The following is a 20,952-nucleotide window of genomic DNA, read 5'->3' on the forward strand; positions in this document are numbered from 1 at the left end:
AAAACTGATCTATTAAAAATCAAGAATACAATTTAACACTGCAAAAAGCAAGTGCCGGATATTTTATTCACTACTTTACCTTGACCTGTGAAATTATTTATTAACGATTTTCTCCTGATGTGAAATACTCTCTTGATGGATCGCCTTGAACAATTTCAGTATGAACTCTTCGCTCAGTCCTTTTTCCTCTCCTTCCAACACCATTTTCCCTAAGATTTCATGCCAACGGCTGCTTTGTAAAATAGCAACGTTTTTCTCTTTTTTGAGCGCTCCGATTTTTTCGGCAATCTTCATACGTTTTCCTAAAATTTCAAGCAATTTGGCATCAATATCATCGATTTGGGTACGCAATTTATTCATTCTCATATTAAAATCATCCGCTTCGTCAGTTTCTTTGCGCACGCGCAGATCAACAAAAATCTGTTTTAAAGCCGCCGGAGTTACCTGTTGTGCCGCATCGCTCCATGCATGATCCGGATCGTTGTGTGTTTCGATAATCAGTCCGTCGTAATTTAAATCCAATGCCTGTTGTGAAACTTCCAGAATCATATCGCGTTTTCCGGCGATATGGGAAGGGTCACAAATGAGCGGCAAATCCGGGAAACGGTTTTGCAGATCGATCGCAACCTGCCATTCCGGATTGTTTCGGTATTTGGATTTTTCGTAGGTTGAAAACCCTCGGTGAATTACGCCCAATTTCTTAATTCCCGCATTGTACAAACGTTCCAACCCTCCTAACCATAGCGATAAGTCTGGATTTACCGGGTTTTTCAGCAACACGATTTTATCGGTATCTTTTAAAACATCGGCTATTTCCTGAATGGCAAACGGATTCACGGCAGTACGGGCACCAATCCATAACACATCAATATCGTGTTCCAATGCCAGTTTCACGTGGTTTACATTGGCAACTTCTACCGCCATTAACAAACCCGTTTCAGCTTTGGCTCTCTGCAACCATTTCAGGCCGATTTCTCCGATGCCTTCAAATCCGCCAGGACGCGTTCTCGGTTTCCAGATTCCTGCTCGGAATATCGTTACATCTGAACCTTTTAATTCGTGAGCGATCGCCAAGACCTGTTCTTCGGTTTCGGCGCTGCACGGGCCGGCTATAACTAACGGATGTGATAATTTGAAGTCATCCAACCAGGCACGCATATTTTTATTATTTTCCATTACAATTTCTTTTTTTTCAGGTTAATCCCTTCTAATATTTCTTTTATTCTGTTGGTTTGCTCCATTTCCGTGTATATTGATTCGAAATCTTCGTTTTCCAGAAATTCTTTAAACCGATTCAGGTTCTCAATATATTCCGTTAATGGCTGCAGGACCTCTTTTTTATTTTGCTTGAAAATGGGTGTCCACATCGAGGGTGAACTTTTTGCCAGACGCACCGTACTCTCAAAACCACTTCCTGCCATGTCAAAAATATCACGCTCATTCTTCTCTTTTTCAATCACGGTCTTCCCCAACATAAAAGAGCTAATATGCGACAAATGCGAGACATAGGCAATATGTTTGTCGTGAGATTTCGGATCCATATAACGAATATGCATTCCGATATCCTCAAAAAAGCGCAGTACTTTTTGCTGAAAGCCCGGAGCCGTTTTTTCTATTTCACAGATAATATTCGTTTTACCCATAAACAATCCCCGATGTGCTGCCATTGGTCCTGAAAATTCTGTTCCAGCGATCGGATGTGTTGCAATGAAATTTCTTCTTTTGGGATGGCTTTCAATGGATTCGCAAATCAGTCCTTTTGTCGAACCTACGTCTAAAACCACCGCATCTTCCTTAATCACATCCAAAACCCGCGGCAGAACTTCTACCATTTGGTCTACCGGAATCGCTAAAATCACCCAATCGGCTTTCAACAAATCGGCATAAGTGGCTTTCTCTTGGATGATTCCTAATTCCAAAGCTTTATCGAGATGGACTTCATTAGCATCAATCCCGAAAATAGTTACCTGAGGGTTAATCGCCTTCATATCCAAGGCCAAAGAACCTCCAATGAGTCCTAAACCGAGAACAAATACGTTTATCTTTTCATTATTTTCCATCAGAATCGTTTTAATGCTTCCTTAATCAAGACCTCATCCACACACAATGAAAACCGTATATAGCCTTCCCCATTGCTGCCAAAAATAGTTCCCGGTGCGAGAAACAGATTTTTATCATATAACAGTTCGTCCACAAAATCCTTAGCTGAAATAATTCCCACAGGCAGTTTCGCCCAAACGAACATGCCTACCGACTTTTCATCATAAGTGCACCCTAATTTCTTTGCCAATTCAAAAATGAGCATTCTTCGTTTGTTATAAATCTCATTCTGACTCTCAAACCATTCCTTCCCTAACTGCAAGGCTTCTACCGCGCCTTTCTGAATGCCGTAAAACATTCCGCTGTCCATATTACTTTTCACTTTCAGAACTGCTTCTATCAATTTCGGGTTTCCCAAAACCATTCCTACACGCCAACCGGAAAGATTGAACGTTTTGCTGAGCGAATTCAGTTCTAGCGCCACTTCTTTTGCTCCTTCAATCTGCAGAATCGAAATCGGATTGTCATTCAAAACAAAACTGTACGGATTATCATTGACCAATACGATGTTGTGTTTCTTGGCAAAAGCGACCAGTTTTTCAAACAAATGCAAACTCCCGGACGCTCCTGTCGGCATATTTGGGTAATTCACCCACATAATTTTCACTTTGGACAAATCCAGGTTTTCCAAAGCATCAAAATCAGGCTCCCAGTTGTTTTCAGCTTTTAGATCATAAAAAATGGATTCGGCTCCCACCAATTCCGTTACTGAAGCATAGGTCGGATAACCGGGATTCGGAATTAAAACCGCGTCTCCTTCATTCAAAAAAGCCAGTGAAATATGCATGATTCCTTCTTTAGAACCCATCAAAGGCAAAATTTCGGAAGTAAAATCCACGGCAACATTAAAGTTTTCGGCATAAAAATCAGCCATGGCCTTTCGCAGTTCAGGCAATCCCTGATAACTCTGATACTGGTGCGCTTTCGAATCATCCATCGAATTCTGAATCGCCCTAATCACACTTGGTGCCGGTTTCAAATCAGGACTCCCAATTCCCATATTGAGAATCGGTTTTCCATCGGCAAGCAACTTACCGACTTCGCGCAATTTTTGCGAAAAGTAGTATTCCTGTACCTGTTCCAATCTTTTTGCTGCTACTATCATAGTCGTCCGCTTTTATATTCCCCCAAAACTTTAAAATGGGTTGTCATTAATTCTAAAATTTTCTTTGCCTCTTCATAGTGTTCGTACTTTTCAAAAACCACATCCACAAAAAAGGAATACTGAAAAGGTGTTTCAATCACCGGCATCGACTGTATTTTGGTTAAGTTCAGCTTACAGTTGTTCATGACATTTAATACCGTAGATAGATTTCCGCGCTTGTCCTCCAATTCGAATTTCAAGGATGCTTTATTGATTTCCTCTTTTAAAACTTCAACACTTTTAGTTCTCACCACCACAAACCTTGTTTTATTGGGTTTCGCGGTATGAATGCCTGAAGCGATTATTTCCAGATCGTACATCTTCGCTGCAATCGGACCTGCAACAGCACCTATTCCCAATAAATTACCTTCCCTGATCCGTTTTGCGGTTTCTGCGGTGTCCGCGCTTTCCACTAATTTAATATGGGGATATCGCTTAAAGAAAACCGCGCATTGCAATAAGGCGATCGGATGGGAATGCACTTCTTTTATGTCTTCGATTTTCTGTCCTTTTATGACCATCAGGTTCATATTGATGTCCAAATAATGTTCACCGATTATGTGGAGATCATTATTATCGATCAGCGCATAATTCGGAATAATAGAACCGGCAATCGAATTCTCCAACGCCATAATTCCTTTTTGCGTTTTGCTCTCCTTCAGACTGCTTACCAGGTTTTCAAACGACATGCATTCGTCAAAAAAAGTAGCTTCACTGAAGTATTCTTCAGCTACCTGATGATGAAATGAGCCTTTGATTCCCTGAATTGCAATTCGTGTTTCCATAAGTTTTGAGCAAAAAAAAATCCCGATGAGACATCGGGATTGTATAGTGATAATTATAATTTACTTTTCAGTTAAATAACCATACGACAATCCCTTCCTACTTTCCAATAGAAATAAAAAGAATTGTTGCTAAAAAATGTGTTATTTAAATTCATTGCTTTTTGAGCGATTTTGAATTACAAACTTAGTAAAAAATTGTTTTGATTGCATCTTTTTACAAAATTTTAGGTTTTTTCGAAATCTTGTACTTGGTTTTCTTCTTATTTTTGCGTCAAATCACGAGTTATGTCTATTGAAGTTCAGAATATTTCAAAAAATTACGGCGATCAAAAAGCGCTGGATAACGTTTCATTTTCGGTAAAAAAAGGAGAAATCGTAGGATTTTTGGGTCCGAATGGCGCCGGAAAATCGACCTTAATGAAAATTCTGACTACCTATATTACATCAGATGAAGGCACAGCTGCCGTTAACGGACATGATGTAGCAACGACTCCGAAAGACGTACAAAAATCGGTAGGTTATTTGCCGGAACACAATCCGTTGTATCTGGATTTGTACGTTCGTGAGTACTTGGCTTTTAATGCCGATGTATATAAAGTTGCCAAATCACGCATTGACGAAGTGATTGCTTTAACAGGTCTTACGCCTGAAAGTCATAAAAAAATTGGTGAATTATCTAAGGGGTATCGCCAGCGTGTGGGATTGGCCACAGCCTTGCTTCACAATCCTGATGTGTTGATTTTAGACGAACCTACCACGGGTCTGGATCCGAACCAATTGGTTGAAATCCGTGATTTGATCCGCAACATCGGAAAAGACAAAACCGTTTTCCTGTCCACGCACATTATGCAGGAAGTGGAAGCGATTTGTGACCGTGTAATCATTATCAACAACGGAAAAATCGTTACCGACAAAAATCTGGAAAACTTAGTTTCAGATGTGACCGAACAGGTTCTTGAAGTGGAGTTCGACAAAGAGATCTCCTCCGAATTACTGGCTACGATTCCGAACCTGAAATCTTCAAAAAACATTCAGAACACTACTTGGGAACTTACGTTTGAAACCAATGACGACATGCGTCCGAAGGTTTTCGATTTTGCGCATAACAACGGTTACCGTACCTTACAGCTTACCCTAAAAAGTAAAAACCTGGAGCAGATCTTCCGCGAGAAAACCAAGAAGAAATAGTTTTTTATTGGAACGCGGATAAAACGGATGCGGGCAACGCGGATTTTTACGGATTTTAGTAATCGATGAAACCCTCGCGTACTTTGCGCGCTTTGCGGTTAAACCATAAACAAATTACTGATAAATAATATGCCCGGTGTAATGCTGTACAACAGTCATTACCGTTGGTCGACTCAATAAGATAATATTTCCGTTACTATAGATATTCCCTTCAATTTTATTGCTTGGTTTCAGAATCATGTCATTTGAACTGCGCTGAAAAACAAACACATCCTGAACCGACAAATTGCCCCCTTCAAAGCGGGAATCGCCAGCATAAAAAGAAACATTCAGAGAATTAACAGTTCCCTTGATCCTAAAGATGGTCGTATTGTTATTTTCAACCACCACGGTCTCACAATTAAGATTCAGATCAAAAATATTTGAAGCGGTTTTTCCAAACAGCCCTTGTTGCAGATTGAGGTATGGAAAATTCAGAACACCTTCCGACACCACATCATATTGCGATGCCGAATAAATTTTAATGAGATCCGGAGCGGTAACGGTAACACGGGCCGGCACAGTAGTTCCCAACGAGCATTGCATATTGTTTTTCACGTACAAAACTCCGTCTTTTACTTCTGTAGTAACATCACTAATGATATTTTCTCCGGTTTCAACTTTTACCTCAGCAGTTTCTCCCTGCTTCACCACTAAATTGATTCCTTCCCCGATATTGATCTGATTGAAGGTCGCAACAACATCAATTCGTGAAATAGTAGCTCCCGGCTCGCGATAACAATCCGGAACGATATCCGAACTGCACGAAAACGACAGAAAAACTAGCAGGATAATTGAAACTATTTTTGTTCTCATAATCGTACTCCTAAACTAAATTCAAGGGCTTCCGCGCGGGAAACGTGGGTTTTCAGACTCACTCCGGCCGATATCTTTTTAGCAATATAATATTTCAATCCCAAACGCTGGTACAATGGCCCAAATTTATCAGAAGGATCATATACGTAGAATCCGAATTGCGTATCGACCGCTAATTTATTGATAAATAGCTCATGACCGACAAAAACACCGATTCTTCTGTAATCCGTATTGGCATCATAATTATTTTCAAAATAGGCAATCGATTGGTATCGGATAAATTCCTTCAGATACAGCATCCAGAAAAAGTCGGTCCCGAACTGAATCGCACTTTTATGATTGATTCGCTTATCCGCATAAAACGAAGCCACATAAAACGGATATTGTCCGCTGTTCACCACATCACTTTCATTTACTCCGCTTCTGAAAACAATGTTATAACGAATTGGTTCCGTGAATTTCTCTTTCGGATGTACTATATACTTAACTGAATCTTTAGTCTCAATATCATAATTCAAACCTATGTTGAAAGCGATTGTATTTGTGCTCGTATTTGGCGCCTGAAGATTAGCATTGGAATGGTGTATGAAATTGATACCCGTCTGAACGCCAAAACCTTTCCAGATATTGGGCTGATGGTAATTCAGCATAAAATAGGTCGACGGCATATATCGTGCCCCGTAAGCCAAATTCCGGTAATTGGTTTCCCTGTCATACGGATTAGTGCAGTACGCAATGCCTTGTCCAACACGCAGCTGCATTCTTCTGCTGAAAAAGTAAAAGTTCATATGTCCGTACAAGCCATATAAGTTGCCCAACTCTGGGTTCTTATTGTCCTGATATTGAAACGAGACTCCGTAATCCGGATAATTATACCAGGATTCCCATTTTTGCGAGCCGAAGGTTTTTCTATTGAAACTTAAAACGGTTCCTTCCGGATGCCCCTTGATCAAGTGCATGATGTTGGTATGATGCGGCAGAATACTTCCGTAAAAGTAGTTTGCATCCACCGAATATTGCTTCATTTCTTCTTCCTGAGCAAAGAGGGTAACGGAAATAAAAAGTAGAATGTAGGTTAGTAATCGCATTTCGGGTTTTGAAAATCAGGCAAATATAGCAGATATTTCGGTTTACCCTTCTTTTTATGAAATAAAAAAAACCGCTGGTTTCAGCGGTTTTAAAGGAGAATACAAAAACAAAAATCATTTCGACACAGTCGCCTGTTTTTTGTTCATGTACTCGTCCACGTTTTTCAATCCAGATACGTAATCTCGCCGCAAATCGTTATAATCCGGCGCGATACTGTTCCAGGCGAACGCTAAAAAATCTGTTTCCAGAATTCCGGCTTGTTTAAAGTCTTCGAACGTTGCTCCGTAATCGTAAATGGCAATCTTCATGAAATAAAGGGCTCGCCCTTCTTTCCCTTCTTTAACGTAACAATCTGCAATTTCAAAACAAATTTTCTTTGCTTCATCATGATTTTGCTGATTTTGTTTCAAAACCGTTAAAAAACATCTGACTGCTTCAAAATACTTAGCCTCCTTCTTCAACTTCAACGCCTGTTCGTACACTGGATCGTAATTATTTGCGTATAACCCTGCCGCAAACAATAAGACGGTCGTCATTAGAATCGTTAATCTCATAGCCACAAAATTTAGATTAATTTTCTTCTTGTACGAAATAAATTTATTAAACTAAATCTCAAAAACAATTAATTTACGACAAGCAACTTGAAAAGTCGACAAATCTTACAATTAAAACACATTTGACGCTATCTGCCTGATATTCTCCGACTTACCCATAGAATAATAATGCAAAACCGGAATTCCGGCCTGTTGTAATTCTTTACTTTGCTGAATACACCATTCGATCCCGATTTGCGAAACCGCTTCATTGTCTTTTGCTTTCACCACTTCCATAATCAGATCATCCGGTAAATCCACTTTGAAGCGGTGGGGAATAAGATTCAATTGTTTTTTGGTTGAAATTGGCTTCAACCCGGGAATAATAGGCACTGTAATTCCGGCAGCACGGCATTTATCCACAAAATCAAAGAATTTCTTGTTGTCGAAAAACATCTGTGTGATAATATAATCGGCTCCATTCTTAATTTTTTGTTTCAAGAAATAAATATCGCTGTCCAAACTTGGCGCTTCCATGTGTTTCTCCGGATAACCGGCCACACCGATGCAGAAGTTTGTCTTGTTGGTGTTTTGCAGATCCGCATCCAGATAAACGCCATTATTCAGATCGTTGATTTGCGTTACCAATTCCGAAGCATAGGAATGTCCCTCTTTTTCGGGTTTGAAGTAGATTTCGCTTTTCACGGCATCACCTCGAAGTGCAACTACATTGTCAATCCCAAGAAAATCCATATCAATCAGAAAATTCTCGGTATCTTCCTTTGTGAACCCGCCGCACAAAATATGCGGAATGGCATCTACCTGGTATTTATTCTGAATCGCCGAACAGATTCCAACCGTACCGGGGCGTTTCTTTACGATTTTCTTTTCCAGTAATCCGCTTGGAAGTTCTTTGAATTCATACTCTTCGCGATGGTACGTAACATCGATGAAAGGCGGTTTGAATTCCATCAAAGGTTCAATGTTATCAAAAATGCATTTGATGTTCTGGCCCTTCAACGGGGGCAATATTTCAAAGGAGAACAAAGGTTTCCCGTTGGCTTTTTCTAAATGTTGTGTAACTTTCATTTCTTAGTTTACAGTTTATGGTTTATGGCTAATCCGCAATATTCGGATTCAACCATTTCTCCGCATATTCATAGGTGCAATTTCTTCTTTTGGCATAATCGCGTACCTGATCTTCTTTGATCTTTCCGAGTCCGAAATACTTACTTTCAGGATGTCCGAAATAATATCCCGAAACCGAAGAAGCCGGCCACATGGCCATACTTTCCGTTAATGTTACCCCTATGTTTTCTTCTACGTTTAACAATTTCCAGATCGTAGGTTTCTCCAAATGATCCGGACAGGCAGGATAGCCCGGAGCCGGACGTATCCCTTTATATTCTTCTTTAATCAGATCCTCGTTGGAAAGCTTTTCTTCTGAAGCATAACCCCAGATTTCCTTACGGATCTTCTCATGCAGATATTCCGCAAAAGCCTCTGCAAATCGATCTCCTAAAGCTTTAACCATAATGGAAGCGTAATCGTCGTTATTGTCTTCAAAGGCTTTGGCTTTTTCATCCACACCAAAACCGGTTGTAACACAAAAGGCGCCCATGTAATCCTCTTTACTAAGTTCCTTTGGGGAAATGAAATCAGACAAAGCGATGTTAGGCGCCCCTATGGTTTTTTGTGATTGCTGACGAAGTGTTAAGAAAGTTTCCAACACCTTTCCGTTTTCGTCATACAATTCAATATCATCATCATTCACCTGATTCGCCGGGAAAATCCCGTAAATACCTTTTGCCGTTAGCCAATTTTCTTCCAGTAACTGCTGAAGCATTTTCTGAGCGTCAGCAAACAAAATCGTCGCCTGTTCGCCTACCACATTATCCGTCAATATCGCCGGATATTTTCCGAAAAGCTGCCACGATCCGAAAAACGGCGTCCAGTCGATGTACGGAACCAATTCTTCCAATTTCAATTCAATGGTTTTTACTCCGATGAAATTTGGCTTTTTGGGTTGATAGGCTTCCCAATCCAGTTTTAATTTATTGGCTCTTGCCTGCTCGATCTTCAGATAACTCTTGTCACGTTGTCGGTTCAAAAAGGTTTCGCGAAAGGCTTCGTATTCCGCCCGAATCGTGCTGGCGTATATCTTTTTATCCTTATTCAATAAATTTCCGGCTACGGTTACCGCACGAGATGCATCGTTTACGTGCACCACAGTTTCTCTGTATTCTGGTGCAATTTTCACCGCTGTATGCGCTCTGGATGTTGTCGCACCACCAATCATGATCGGAATTTTGATGTTGCGTTTATCCATTTCCTTAGCAAGATAAACCATTTCATCCAATGATGGCGTGATCAGTCCACTCAAACCGATGATATCTACATTCTCATTAATAGCTGTTTCAATGATTTTCTCCGGCGGTACCATCACCCCTAAATCAATGATTTCGAAATTGTTACAGGCCAAAACCACCGAAACAATATTTTTTCCGATGTCGTGCACATCTCCTTTAACGGTCGCCATCAATACTTTTCCGGCTGAAGAAGTTGCCCCGTCTTTTTCTGCCTCTATATAGGGTAGAAGATAAGCCACGGCTTTTTTCATCACTCGGGCGGATTTTACCACTTGCGGTAGGAACATTTTTCCGCTTCCGAACAAGTCGCCCACTACGTTCATTCCGGCCATCAGATTGATTTCAATGACTTCGATCGGACGGGTTACGGACTGACGTGCTTCTTCCACATCAATTTCGATAAATTCATCGATTCCTTTTACCAACGCGTGTGTAATTCGGTCCTGTAACGAACCACTGCGCCATTCCTGCACCGCTTTCTCATGAGATTTGACATCGCCTTTGTAACTTTCAGCTAACTCCAAAAGTCTTTCGGTAGCATCATCACGTCGGTCTAACAAAACATCTTCTACATATTCCAATAACGTAGCATCGATTTCATCATACACCTCCAGCATTTCCGGATTCACGATTCCCATGGTCATACCGTGTTTTATGGCATGATACAAAAACGCCGAATGCATTGCTTCACGAACTTTATCGTTACCACGGAATGAGAATGACACATTACTTACTCCTCCCGAAATATTTGCATACGGAAGGTTTTCACGGATCCATTTGGTCGCTAAGAAGAAATCCAACGCATTGCGGCGGTGTTCTTCCATACCGGTCGCTACCGGAAAAATATTCGGGTCGAAAATGATGTCTTCCGCAGGGAAGTTGATTTCATTTACCAATATGTCATACGAACGTTTACAGATATCGATGCGGCGCTCATAAGTATCCGCCTGTCCCATCTCATCAAACGCCATGACAATTACAGCGGCTCCGTAACGTTTTATCAGTTTTGCATGATGAAGAAAAGCTTCTTTACCTTCCTTCAGACTGATGGAATTCACCACACATTTTCCTTGTGCGACTTTCAGTCCTGCTTCAATGATTTCCCATTTGGAACTGTCGATCATCACAGGAACACGTGAAATATCAGGCTCAGAAGCGATCAGGTTCAGGAATTTGGTCATCGCATAAACGCCGTCCAACATTCCCTCATCCATATTGATATCGATGATCTGCGCACCGCCTTCCACCTGGGCACGGGCGATGTCCAATGCTTCCTCGTATTTTTCTTCCTTGATTAAACGCAGGAACTTTCGCGAACCGGTTACGTTGGTACGTTCCCCTACATTCACGAAATTGGTCTCGGGCGTAACAATTAAGGGCTCTAACCCCGATAGTTTTAAATATTTGTGGCTTACTCCTTCGCTCATTATGCTTCCTCCAGTACTCTTGGTTTGTAATTGGCGGCTACTTCAGCAATTAGCTTGATGTGCTCCGGAGTAGTTCCGCAGCAACCGCCTATTATGTTGATTAAATTATCGTCCAGATATTCCTTGATTAATGCCTGCATTTCTTCTGCCGTTTGATCGTATTGTCCAAAAGCATTTGGCAAACCGGCATTCGGATGCGCAGAAATGTTAAACGAAGTATTGTGCGCCAACCGTTTCAAATACGGTTTTAGCTGATCGGCTCCCAAAGCGCAATTGAAACCAACGCTCAATAATGGTATATGCGAAATGGAAATCAGGAACGCTTCTACGGTTTGTCCCGATAAGGTTCTACCCGACGCATCGGTAATCGTACCCGAAACCATGATGGGAATATCGATATTGCGTTCTTCTTTCACTTCTTCGATGGCAAACAAAGCTGCTTTTGCATTTAAGGTGTCAAAAATTGTTTCCACCAACAACACATCACAACCTCCATCGATTAAAGCTTCTACCTGCTCTTTGTAGGCAATTCGAAGTTCGTCAAACGTTACGGCACGATAGCCCGGGTCGTTCACGTCGGGCGACATGGAGGCGGTTCGGTTTGTTGGTCCGATGGAACCGGCTATAAATCGCGGTCGGTCTGTGAATTCATCCGCTACTTCTCTGGCGATTTTTGCCGATTGGTAGTTAAGCTCGTATACCAGATCCTCCATGTGATAATCTGCCATACCGATAGTCGTTCCTGAGAACGTATTGGTTTCCACAATATCGGCACCCGCTTCAAAATAAGCACGGTGTACTGATTTTACTGCCTCAGGTTGGGTAAGGGAAAGCAAATCGTTATTCCCTTTTAACGGATGCGGAAAATCTTTGAAACGCTCACTTCGAAAATCTTCTTCTTCGAATTTGTAGCGTTGCAGCATAGTTCCCATCGCTCCGTCGAGCACGAGGATTCTTTCTTTTATCGCTTCGTTTATTTTTGACATAACTTTTGAGTTCTCAGTTTACGGTTAACAGTTCTCAGTCCTGAAAATTGTTACCAAAAATCGATTTGTTTATTATTTAGCCCCGTCCCGATAGCTATCGAGACCTTTCGCTTCAAATCCTAAAAATGTATGTTATCGTGAAATCAGAGAGATACCGAAAAAAGTATCCTGTTATCTGTCCCGCATAGCGAGGTAGAATGTAGCACCTTCTACAAGAGTAGGGTTGCTAAGGCTTCATCGGGTCTATTCCCTCTGCCTTTCGTGATAACATCAGCATGTTTAAGAACGCTGCAAAGCTAACAATAATTTTTAAATTTAGAAATATTTTCTACATATTGACAATGTGTGGAGTCGATTTAGAATTTTATTCCGCAATTTTTAATTATTACAGATTTTTATCCTAAAGCCTGTTTTAAATCATTGATAACATCCTGAACAGTTTCCAGCCCAACAGACACTCGCACTAAACCATCGGTGATACTTACTGCCAGACGTTCTTCTTCAGTCAATTTGCTGTGCGTTGTCGAAGCCGGATGGGTAACAATGGTTCTCGTATCGCCAAGGTTCGCCGACAAAGAACACAATTGGATTTTATCCAAAAACTGTCTTCCTGCTTCTATTCCGCCTTTGATTTCAAAAGCCACAATACTTCCTCCCAAAAGCATTTGTTTTTTTGCAATTTCGTACTGCGGATGCGATTTTAAAAACGGGTATTTTACTTTATTCACATTGGGATGACTTTCCAGAAACTCGGCTACCTTCAATGCATTTTCGCAGTGTTTTTCCACACGAATCGGCAAGGTTTCCAAACTTTTGGACAATACCCACGCATTGAACGGTGATAAAGCAGGTCCGGTATTTCTTGAAAACAGATAAATTTCACGGATCAGATCTTCGCGACCTACCGTAATTCCACCCAAAACACGTCCTTGTCCGTCGATTAATTTTGTCGCTGAATGCACTACCAAATCGGCTCCGAATTTTATCGGTTGCTGAATATAAGGTGTTGCGAAACAGTTATCGACAATCAGAATCAGGCTGTGTTTTTTAGCAATCTGCCCTAACAATTCCAAATCGATGATATCGACAGCCGGATTGGTTGGTGATTCGGCAAAAAGGATTTTAGTATTGGGTTGTATAAAATCCTCTATAGTTTCAGGCTGGTTGATATCGAAATAACTGGTTGTGATATTCCATTTCGGGAAGTATTTCGTAAACAACGTATGCGTCGATCCGAAAACACTACCTACCGAAACAATGTGGTCACCCGATTCCAGCAACGCCGCGAAAGTCGAATAAATAGCTGCCATTCCCGTGGCAAAAGCATAACCTGCCGCTGCACCTTCCATCTGGCAAATTTTCTCCACAAATTCGCTGGTATTCGGGTTGGTGAATCTGCTGTAAATGTTACGATCCTTTTCTTCGGTAAAAGAGGCACGCATATCTTCCGCATCTTCAAAAACAAAGCTTGAAGTTAAATAAAGCGGAACGGAATGCTCCAGGTATTGCGAGCGCTCTGTTTGGGTACGTATGGCTAGGGTTTCGAAACCAAATTCTGTATTACTCATTATATTGCTGTTGTTTATTATACTTATTTAATTTTTTCGGCTAATCGCAATATATCACCAAAGACTCCGCGGGCTGTTACTGCCGCTCCCGCTCCTGCGCCTTGGATCACTATCGGATGTTCGCCGTAGGATTCGGTGTAGATTTCAAAAATCGAATCCGAACCTTTGAGTTGTCCCAACGAACTTTCCTGCGGAACCGATACCAAGCTCACTTCCAGATTCGCACCATTTTCCACTGATAAATCGCCCGACAAATCACCAACATAACGCAATACATGATTTTCGGATTGGTTTACTTTAGTGTTTTGATAAATCGGGTTCAATTCTTCCAATCGGCCAAGGAATTCCACCACACTGCCTTCTCGCAGGTTTTCCGGAATCAGGTTTTGGATTTTCACTTCGGAGAATTCATTGATCAAATCCAATTCTCGGGCAAGAATCAATAGTTTTCGACCGACATCATTTCCATTCAGATCTTCACGCGGATCGGGTTCGGTGAATCCTTTTTCAATTGCTTCCTTCAACACATTGCTGAATTTTTTATCCGAAACCGAAAACTCATTAAAAAGGTAACTTAGCGTTCCCGAGAAAACGCCACGGATTCTGGTAATGTTTTCGCCCGAATGATGTAATAAACGGATTGTATCAATCAATGGCAATCCGGCGCCCACATTGGTTTCGTATAAATAATTCTTCTGATAGAAATTAAGGTTTTCGCGTAGGTTTTTGTAGAAACTGTATTCTTTCGTATTGGCAATTTTATTGGCTGAAACCAAATCAAAACCATTTTTGATGAGTTCCACATAATTGGCTACAAAATCTTTACTGGCCGTCGTATCAATCGCGATTAAATTCCCCAGATGATGTTCTTTCACAGCGCTTAAAATCGCTTCAACCGAGGATTCCTTTCCGGCATTTTGTAATTCCGACTGCCATGCTCCCGAAACACCTTTGGCATCAAAAATAAACTGACGTGAATTAGCAATCGCCACAATATTTAATTCGATTCCCTTGCGCTGGATTATGTTTTCACGGCTTTCCAACAACTGATCTATCAAGGTTTTTCCCACTGTCCCGTGTCCGAAAATCACCAGATTCACTTTTTTGGAGATTCCGAAAATCTCGCTATGAATCACGTTCAAGGCTTTTTTCAGCTGGCTTCTTTCCACCACCAAACTCACATTCTTTCCGGTAACGGTGTTGTTGAACAAAATCGGGATAATCTGATTGCGGATTAAAGCATCGTATGGCTTGTTGAAAGTCGCCAGTTCCTGTCCGATGATGGAAATAACCGAAACATTTTCAGTCAGATAAACACTGCTTACGTCATGCGTGTAAAAATCAAGTTCGAATTCGGATTCAATCGCGTCTTTGGCCCGTTGCGCATCTTTCGACTCCACCACCAAACCGATACCGCGTTCGGACGAACCTTGCGAAATGATGCTCACACTAATATTATTCTGAGCCAAAGCCCTGAAAATCCTAGCATCGATACCTGGTTTCCCTAACAGACCACGACCTTCTAAATTCACCAAAGTAACGTTCTCCAAAACCGAAAGCGATTTGATTCCCTTTCTTGAATTCTCGGAATTGATCAATGTCCCGTTATGTGTGCTGTTGAAGGTGTTTAAAATTCGAAGCGGAATTTTCTTTTCGATAAGTGGGATGATGGTTTTGGCATGGAGAATCGTTGCGCCGAAAGTGGCAATCTCATTGGCTTCCTCAAAAGACAATTGATCTATTTTTTGGGCGTCCGGCACTAAATCCGGATTGGCGGTAAAGATTCCGTCGACATGTGTAAAACTCTGCAGTTCTTCGGCTTCGAGGTAATTGGCCAATAAAGAAGCTGTAAAATTACTTCCGTTTCTACCCAACGTAGTTGTTTCATTATCGATGGTAGAAGCAATGAAACCTGTCACTATATTTACCGTCGTGCCGTTATTGCTTTTGAAGTGCGTTTGCACATTTTTACGCGAAACGATGTCGACCGGCTGAGCATTCCCGAATTTACCATCGGTTTTAATCAGATTACGTGTGTCGGAGAAGTTTGCGTTGATCCCTTTTTCCTTCAGCGCTTGAGTTACAACTTTTCCTGAAATCACTTCGCCTTGAGCCAACACATTGTCTTTTATCTTTTTACTGTAATCGCCTAAAAGTGCAACTCCTTCGAAAAGTTTTTCCAATAAGGTGAATTCCGATGTCAGATCCACCGAAGAATTCCCTTTCTGATAGTTCTTGAAGTTCTCCAACTGCTCCCGATAAACTTCATTTTTCTTTGCTTTCTCCAGAATTTCTTCCAGTTCGTCCGTTGCATTTCCGATGGCCGAAACGACCACCGCGATTTTCTCCTGCTTCTTGACTTTATCTAAAATGATATTGATTACTTTATCAAAACCTTCACCGTAGGCTAATGATTTTCCTCCAAATTTTAAAATTTTCATGCTTGTAGTATTTCCAGTTTAGTTGTTGTAAATATATTTTTGAGAATGCTGTTCAGCTGTTCGAATTCAATTAGAAAAGCATCATGTCCGTGGATGGATTGTATTTCGTTGTATTCGACGTCATTTTTTATTGTTTTCAGAATTTTATACGTTTCCCTATTCTCTTCAGCCGTAAAAAAATAATCCGAATTCACGGCTATTAAATGGATCTTAACGGATGTTTCTTCTGCGAAAGCTAAAAACTGTTCGCTGTCCATATCTTCTCCTATGGTTTTCAACAGATGATTCATTAGTTTGTAAGCGGCCAATTCAAATCGGTTTTCCAGTTTTTTTCCATGATGTCTCAGCCAACTCTCAATCTGATACATTTCCTGATTTTCATTTTTGCTTCGGTTGAATTTGGCTTTTAATGATTCAGGTGTTCGGTACAGCAACATGGCGTGCATTCGGGCGTCGTGAATCGGATTGTTGGAGTTATTCAGAATCTTATCCTGAACGAGCACGTTCGCAATCAGCCAGTCCGAGGATTTCCAGTCGGATGCAACCGGGATGAGATGCTGAATGTTCTTAGGTTGTAAAAAAGCCATTTCCCAAGCAATCGCTCCACCAACACTTCCGCCGATTACTGCAAAAAGTTGTTTTATATTTAGCGAGTTTAGCCCTTTCCAGAAGAGTTTAGCGATATCCTTCATGGAGAAATCTTTATAGTTTTCAATCAGATTTTCCGGATTTCCGTCAAAACCATTTCCGGGAACATTAAAAGAGATTACTGTATAAATAGTTGTATCAATAGTTTTATTTTCTCCGATCACTTCTGCCCACCAGCCCTTTTCTCCTGTTACCTCAGAATTTCCGGTTAACGCATGATTGACCAAAACCACCGGAGCTGTCCCGATTGACCGTCCGAACACCTGATAATACAATGGCAACCAACTTTTGCCAACGCCATTTTGCAATGTAAAATCGAAAATATCTGTTTTCTTTAATGTGCTCATTTTTATTTCTCTTTTAAAACTGCCGCCTTCAAAGGAGACCCGACTATTAGTTTACTTCTTCAATTTCTTAACTCATTTTATGGTAACAAAAAACCCCTGCAGGTGCAGAGGTTTCAGCTGTAAATTCTATGAAGTTCGAATTAAGCAAAAAGCATCCCCTGCGGATTGGTTCTCCACATCATATGCATCATCATTTGCTCATTTCGTTTCATTTCCATTATTTTAATTTCGCGACAAATTTAGATGTTTTTTCTAAATAAAAAAATAAAACAGTTATTTTTTCTAAAAAAATATCTTTTGAAGTCATTTTGTAGTTATTTTTTCTATTGACAAGTAATTCATTTACTCCCTTAAAATAAAACTGCCTCCCATAAATACACATCAGGAGGCAGTTTAAAAAACAAACAAACAATTTTTAACTAAGCAGCATTGTGCTGATTGTATTCTTTTACTAAAGTCAGCATGACCGGCGTGGAATTGATCAGATTATCACGTAGCGGACACCTTTCTTTCACGGTATCGATCCATTCTTTTAACAACGCTAATGGCGCTTCCGAAATTGGTTTCACTACCACTTCAATTTTTCGGAAACCCGCTCTTGAACGCGTTTGGACGCCTTCTGTTTTTTTTGTTTCCAGTTCACCGGCGATTTCCACTTCCAGGGATTGTAATTCAATTCCGAGTTCCTTCGCAACAAGCAAGCCCACTGCATTGATACTCCCTGCAAAACCTGCCAGCAGGAAATCGGTTGGACTTGGCACCTCACCGGATTGTGACGAAACTGAGTTACCTATTGTCACATTAAAACCGTTGGTTTTTACCAAAAACTGATTGTCATTTCCGGAAACCCCTGTTATTATTACTGTTCTGTTACTCATACCTTCTGGATTATTATTTAACAATTAGATGAACAGGAATTCGTTTTCCTCCGCGTTGATTTTAAGGATCAACAATTCTGAATCAGCAAGCAATCCTTCACTTACTGCAGCAACTGTAGTAAATAGGCTTCCAAAGAAAACACTTGGCGCATTTTCGATTGACGACACTATCGATTCAATTCTTTTTATTTTATTTTCTAAAACTGTCATGATATTAATTTTTTATTGATTGTTATTAGATGAACAGGAATTCATTTTCCTCTTCATTGATTTGCACGATCAGTAGTTCTGAATCCGATACCAAATCTTCACTTACTTCCACAAATTGAGCTTCTAACAAAGCGTTTGGTGCATTTTCTATTGATGAAACTATAGATTGTATTCTTCTGATTTTATTTTTTAAAGCTGTCATGATTTTATTTTTTATATGATTGATATTAATTGTAAATAAAAAAGTCCTTTCGGATTTGCTACCAAAAGGACTTTTACAGTTTGAACTATAACTTGAGATTAACTCATCCGATGTCGGTAACAATAATGATGCATGGAGTGTTTACAATTCCACTTCATTCGTTTCATAAACTTATTATTGATGGTTGTCGTTTTCATTTTTTAACTTCTATGTTGTTGTTGTTGTTGTATCGCTTTACGTCGATTTGATTCAAAAAAAAAGCCTCCGCGGTTAGCAGAGGCTTGATTCTATATTTTAAATTTTACTTTCAATTTAAACAATAGCGTCCCCTGCGGATATATTCCACTTACAAGTATGCATATTTCGTTTAATTGAGTTCATTTTTTCTTCGTTTTGATGGTGCAAAATTGGAAACTATTTTTCAAACCACCAAATAAAAAAACAAATTTTAACATTTTCACTTACAGAAACGCATTCAAACCCTTCATAACGACTCTTTTATTGCGAATTCACAAAAATTAAAAAAAAGACAAGTTTTATCTAAATATTAAATTTCTTTCATACATTTGCATCCGAAACAGAGGAAAAATTTGAACTGATTGCAACCTCAATAAAAAATGCTAAAGCAGTAACCACTACTCCTTTAGGCAATCCCTGCAATTATTTTTCCTCGCTTAAAATTTAAAAAACTTAAATTATGGCTTATTTATTTACGTCAGAATCAGTGAGCGAAGGGCATCCGGACAAAGTTGCGGATCAAATTTCAGATGCATTAATCGATAATTTCTTGGCCTTTGACGCCGATTCTAAAGTAGCCTGTGAAACTTTAGTTACAACAGGACAGGTTATACTTGCAGGAGAAGTAAAATCTAAAACCTATTTGGATGTTCAGCAAATTGCGCGTGATGTAATCCGTAAAATCGGATATACAAAAAGCGAATATATGTTTGAAGCCAACTCGTGTGGTGTATTATCTGCAATTCACGAGCAGTCTCAGGATATCAACCAGGGTGTTGACCGTGCCAGCAAAGAAGAGCAAGGTGCAGGTGACCAGGGAATGATGTTTGGCTACGCAACCAACGAAACTGCCGATTACATGCCTTTGGCTTTGGATCTGTCTCATAAATTATTACAGGAGCTTGCAGGTTTAAGAAGAGAAAATTCGGCAATCACTTATTTGCGTCCTGATGCAAAATCTCAGGTAACATTAGAATACGATAACAACAACAGACCGGTTCGTATTGATGCTATCGTAATCTCTACACAACACGACGATTTCGATGCAGAAGCAGAAATGTTGGCAAAAATCAAAAAAGACATTATTGAAATTTTGATTCCGAGAATTATTGCAAAATATCCTCAGTACGCTCATTTATTCAATGACAAAATCCAGTACCACATCAACCCGACCGGAAAATTCGTTATTGGCGGACCTCACGGTGACACAGGATTAACGGGAAGAAAAATCATAGTAGATACGTACGGCGGAAAAGGTGCTCACGGTGGTGGTGCTTTCTCTGGAAAAGACCCTTCTAAAGTAGATCGTTCGGCAGCTTATGCCACACGTCACATTGCTAAAAACCTTGTGGCTGCAGGAATCGCTGACGAGATTTTAGTTCAGGTTTCTTATGCTATCGGTGTTGCAAAACCAATGGGAATCTACATTAACACTTACGGAACTGCTAAAGTAAGTTTGACCGATGGAGAAATCGCTAAGAAAGTGGAAGCTATTTTTGATATGCGCCCTTACTTCATCGAACAACGTTTAAAATTAAGAAATCCTATCTATAGTGAAACTGCAGCATACGGCCACATGGGACGTAAACCAGAAACAGTTACCAAAACTTTCAAATCTCCGGGAGGTGAAGAAAAAACAGTAACTGTTGAGTTATTTACTTGGGAAAAACTTGACTATGTTGATCAGGTAAAAGCCGCTTTCGGATTATAATTTAATCATTAGTTCAAATAAAAAAACCATTCGTCGCGGCGAATGGTTTTTTGTTTTTATATAACTAATTCAAAAATTAAAGATTCGAAAAAAAATAAAACAATACGAAGACCACGATCGTCAGTACTAAAAAAGCCAATAAGGGCCAATTCTTTTTTAAATCAAATATCCCGTTCCGGACCTCAAAATAAAGCCTATACAGGAATGCTGAAAAAGATAAGCTTGCCAATCCCA

18 protein-coding genes and 1 riboswitch are annotated in these 20,952 nt (G+C 40.2%); of the genes, 2 read left to right on the forward strand and 16 right to left on the reverse strand.

All coding sequences use genetic code 11. The features are described 5' to 3' along the window. Window positions 1-93 precede the first annotated feature (93 nt). Genes AC3E9U_RS06885 through AC3E9U_RS06900 form a run of 4 tightly spaced genes read right to left on the reverse strand, consistent with a single transcriptional unit; the run spans window position 94 to window position 4,029 of the window. On the reverse strand, window positions 94-1,176 hold the full coding sequence (locus AC3E9U_RS06885) for a chorismate mutase (protein ID WP_488746174.1): 1,083 nt from the start codon (window positions 1,174-1,176) through the stop codon (window positions 94-96). After that, window positions 1,176-2,042 (reverse strand): prephenate dehydrogenase, encoded by an 867-nt coding sequence (locus AC3E9U_RS06890; RefSeq protein ID WP_488746668.1) that lies wholly within the window; start codon window positions 2,040-2,042, stop codon window positions 1,176-1,178. Before AC3E9U_RS06890 ends, AC3E9U_RS06885 begins: the two co-directional genes overlap by 1 nt. 17 nt (window positions 2,043-2,059) lie before the next feature. Further along, window positions 2,060-3,205 carry a pyridoxal phosphate-dependent aminotransferase gene (locus AC3E9U_RS06895; protein WP_488746175.1) on the reverse strand — a complete coding sequence of 382 codons (1,146 nt, stop codon included), beginning with the start codon at window positions 3,203-3,205 and terminating at the stop codon, window positions 2,060-2,062. Next, window positions 3,202-4,029 (reverse strand): prephenate dehydratase, encoded by an 828-nt coding sequence (locus tag AC3E9U_RS06900; RefSeq protein ID WP_488746176.1) that lies wholly within the window; start codon window positions 4,027-4,029, stop codon window positions 3,202-3,204. Before AC3E9U_RS06900 ends, AC3E9U_RS06895 begins: the two co-directional genes overlap by 4 nt. 285 nt (window positions 4,030-4,314) lie before the next feature. Between AC3E9U_RS06900 and gldA the strand changes: the two genes are divergently transcribed. Then, window positions 4,315-5,217, forward strand: a complete 903-nt coding sequence (gldA, locus tag AC3E9U_RS06905; protein ID WP_488746177.1) for a gliding motility-associated ABC transporter ATP-binding subunit GldA — start codon at window positions 4,315-4,317, stop codon at window positions 5,215-5,217. Between the two features lie 114 nt (window positions 5,218-5,331). On the opposite strand, the gene AC3E9U_RS06910 is transcribed toward gldA, so the two are convergent. The 12 genes from AC3E9U_RS06910 to AC3E9U_RS06965 form a co-directional block, all read right to left on the reverse strand. Further along, on the reverse strand, window positions 5,332-6,072 hold the full coding sequence (locus AC3E9U_RS06910) for a head GIN domain-containing protein (protein ID WP_488746178.1): 741 nt from the start codon (window positions 6,070-6,072) through the stop codon (window positions 5,332-5,334). Next, the gene (locus tag AC3E9U_RS06915; RefSeq protein ID WP_488746179.1) at window positions 6,069-7,160 is read right to left on the reverse strand and encodes an acyloxyacyl hydrolase; all 1,092 of its coding nucleotides are present in this window, start codon (window positions 7,158-7,160) and stop codon (window positions 6,069-6,071) included. Before AC3E9U_RS06915 ends, AC3E9U_RS06910 begins: the two co-directional genes overlap by 4 nt. A gap of 114 nt (window positions 7,161-7,274) precedes the next feature. After that, window positions 7,275-7,715: a hypothetical protein gene (locus AC3E9U_RS06920; RefSeq protein ID WP_488746180.1), complete on the reverse strand. Its 441-nt coding sequence runs from the start codon at window positions 7,713-7,715 to the stop codon at window positions 7,275-7,277. A 111-nt stretch (window positions 7,716-7,826) separates the two neighbouring features. Beyond that, window positions 7,827-8,783, reverse strand: a complete 957-nt coding sequence (gene metF / locus AC3E9U_RS06925; protein WP_488746181.1) for a methylenetetrahydrofolate reductase [NAD(P)H] — start codon at window positions 8,781-8,783, stop codon at window positions 7,827-7,829. Window positions 8,784-8,811: 28 nt separating this feature from the next. Beyond that, window positions 8,812-11,490 (reverse strand): methionine synthase, encoded by a 2,679-nt coding sequence (metH, locus tag AC3E9U_RS06930; RefSeq protein WP_488746182.1) that lies wholly within the window; start codon window positions 11,488-11,490, stop codon window positions 8,812-8,814. Continuing rightward, entirely contained in the window at window positions 11,490-12,476 is a 987-nt protein-coding gene (locus tag AC3E9U_RS06935; RefSeq protein ID WP_488746183.1) for a homocysteine S-methyltransferase family protein, read from the reverse strand. The genes metH and AC3E9U_RS06935 overlap by 1 nt, the downstream gene beginning before the upstream one ends. Before the next feature lie 168 nt (window positions 12,477-12,644). After that, window positions 12,645-12,747, reverse strand: a riboswitch (SAM riboswitch). A 124-nt stretch (window positions 12,748-12,871) separates the two neighbouring features. Then, entirely contained in the window at window positions 12,872-14,044 is a 1,173-nt protein-coding gene (locus AC3E9U_RS06940) for a trans-sulfuration enzyme family protein (RefSeq protein ID WP_488746184.1), read from the reverse strand. 23 nt (window positions 14,045-14,067) lie between these two features. Then, window positions 14,068-16,485: a bifunctional aspartate kinase/homoserine dehydrogenase I gene (gene thrA / locus AC3E9U_RS06945; protein ID WP_488746185.1), complete on the reverse strand. Its 2,418-nt coding sequence runs from the start codon at window positions 16,483-16,485 to the stop codon at window positions 14,068-14,070. Next, window positions 16,482-17,480: an alpha/beta fold hydrolase gene (locus AC3E9U_RS06950; protein ID WP_488746186.1), complete on the reverse strand. Its 999-nt coding sequence runs from the start codon at window positions 17,478-17,480 to the stop codon at window positions 16,482-16,484. The genes thrA and AC3E9U_RS06950 overlap by 4 nt, the downstream gene beginning before the upstream one ends. Window positions 17,481-17,899: 419 nt before the next feature. After that, a complete protein-coding gene (locus tag AC3E9U_RS06955) occupies window positions 17,900-18,358 on the reverse strand; it encodes an OsmC family protein (RefSeq protein WP_488746187.1) in 459 nt (152 codons plus the stop codon). Window positions 18,359-18,382: 24 nt separating this feature from the next. Next, on the reverse strand, window positions 18,383-18,568 hold the full coding sequence (locus AC3E9U_RS06960; RefSeq protein WP_488746188.1) for a hypothetical protein: 186 nt from the start codon (window positions 18,566-18,568) through the stop codon (window positions 18,383-18,385). Window positions 18,569-18,593: 25 nt separating this feature from the next. Beyond that, a complete protein-coding gene (locus AC3E9U_RS06965; protein ID WP_488746189.1) occupies window positions 18,594-18,770 on the reverse strand; it encodes a hypothetical protein in 177 nt (58 codons plus the stop codon). Window positions 18,771-19,467: 697 nt separating this feature from the next. On the opposite strand from AC3E9U_RS06965, the gene metK reads away from it, so the two are divergent. Further along, complete coding sequence (gene metK / locus AC3E9U_RS06970) at window positions 19,468-20,718, forward strand: methionine adenosyltransferase (protein ID WP_488746190.1); 1,251 nt, start codon at window positions 19,468-19,470, stop codon at window positions 20,716-20,718. Window positions 20,719-20,952 lie beyond the last annotated feature (234 nt).

Source organism: Flavobacterium sp. 21.1, from assembly GCF_057801535.1.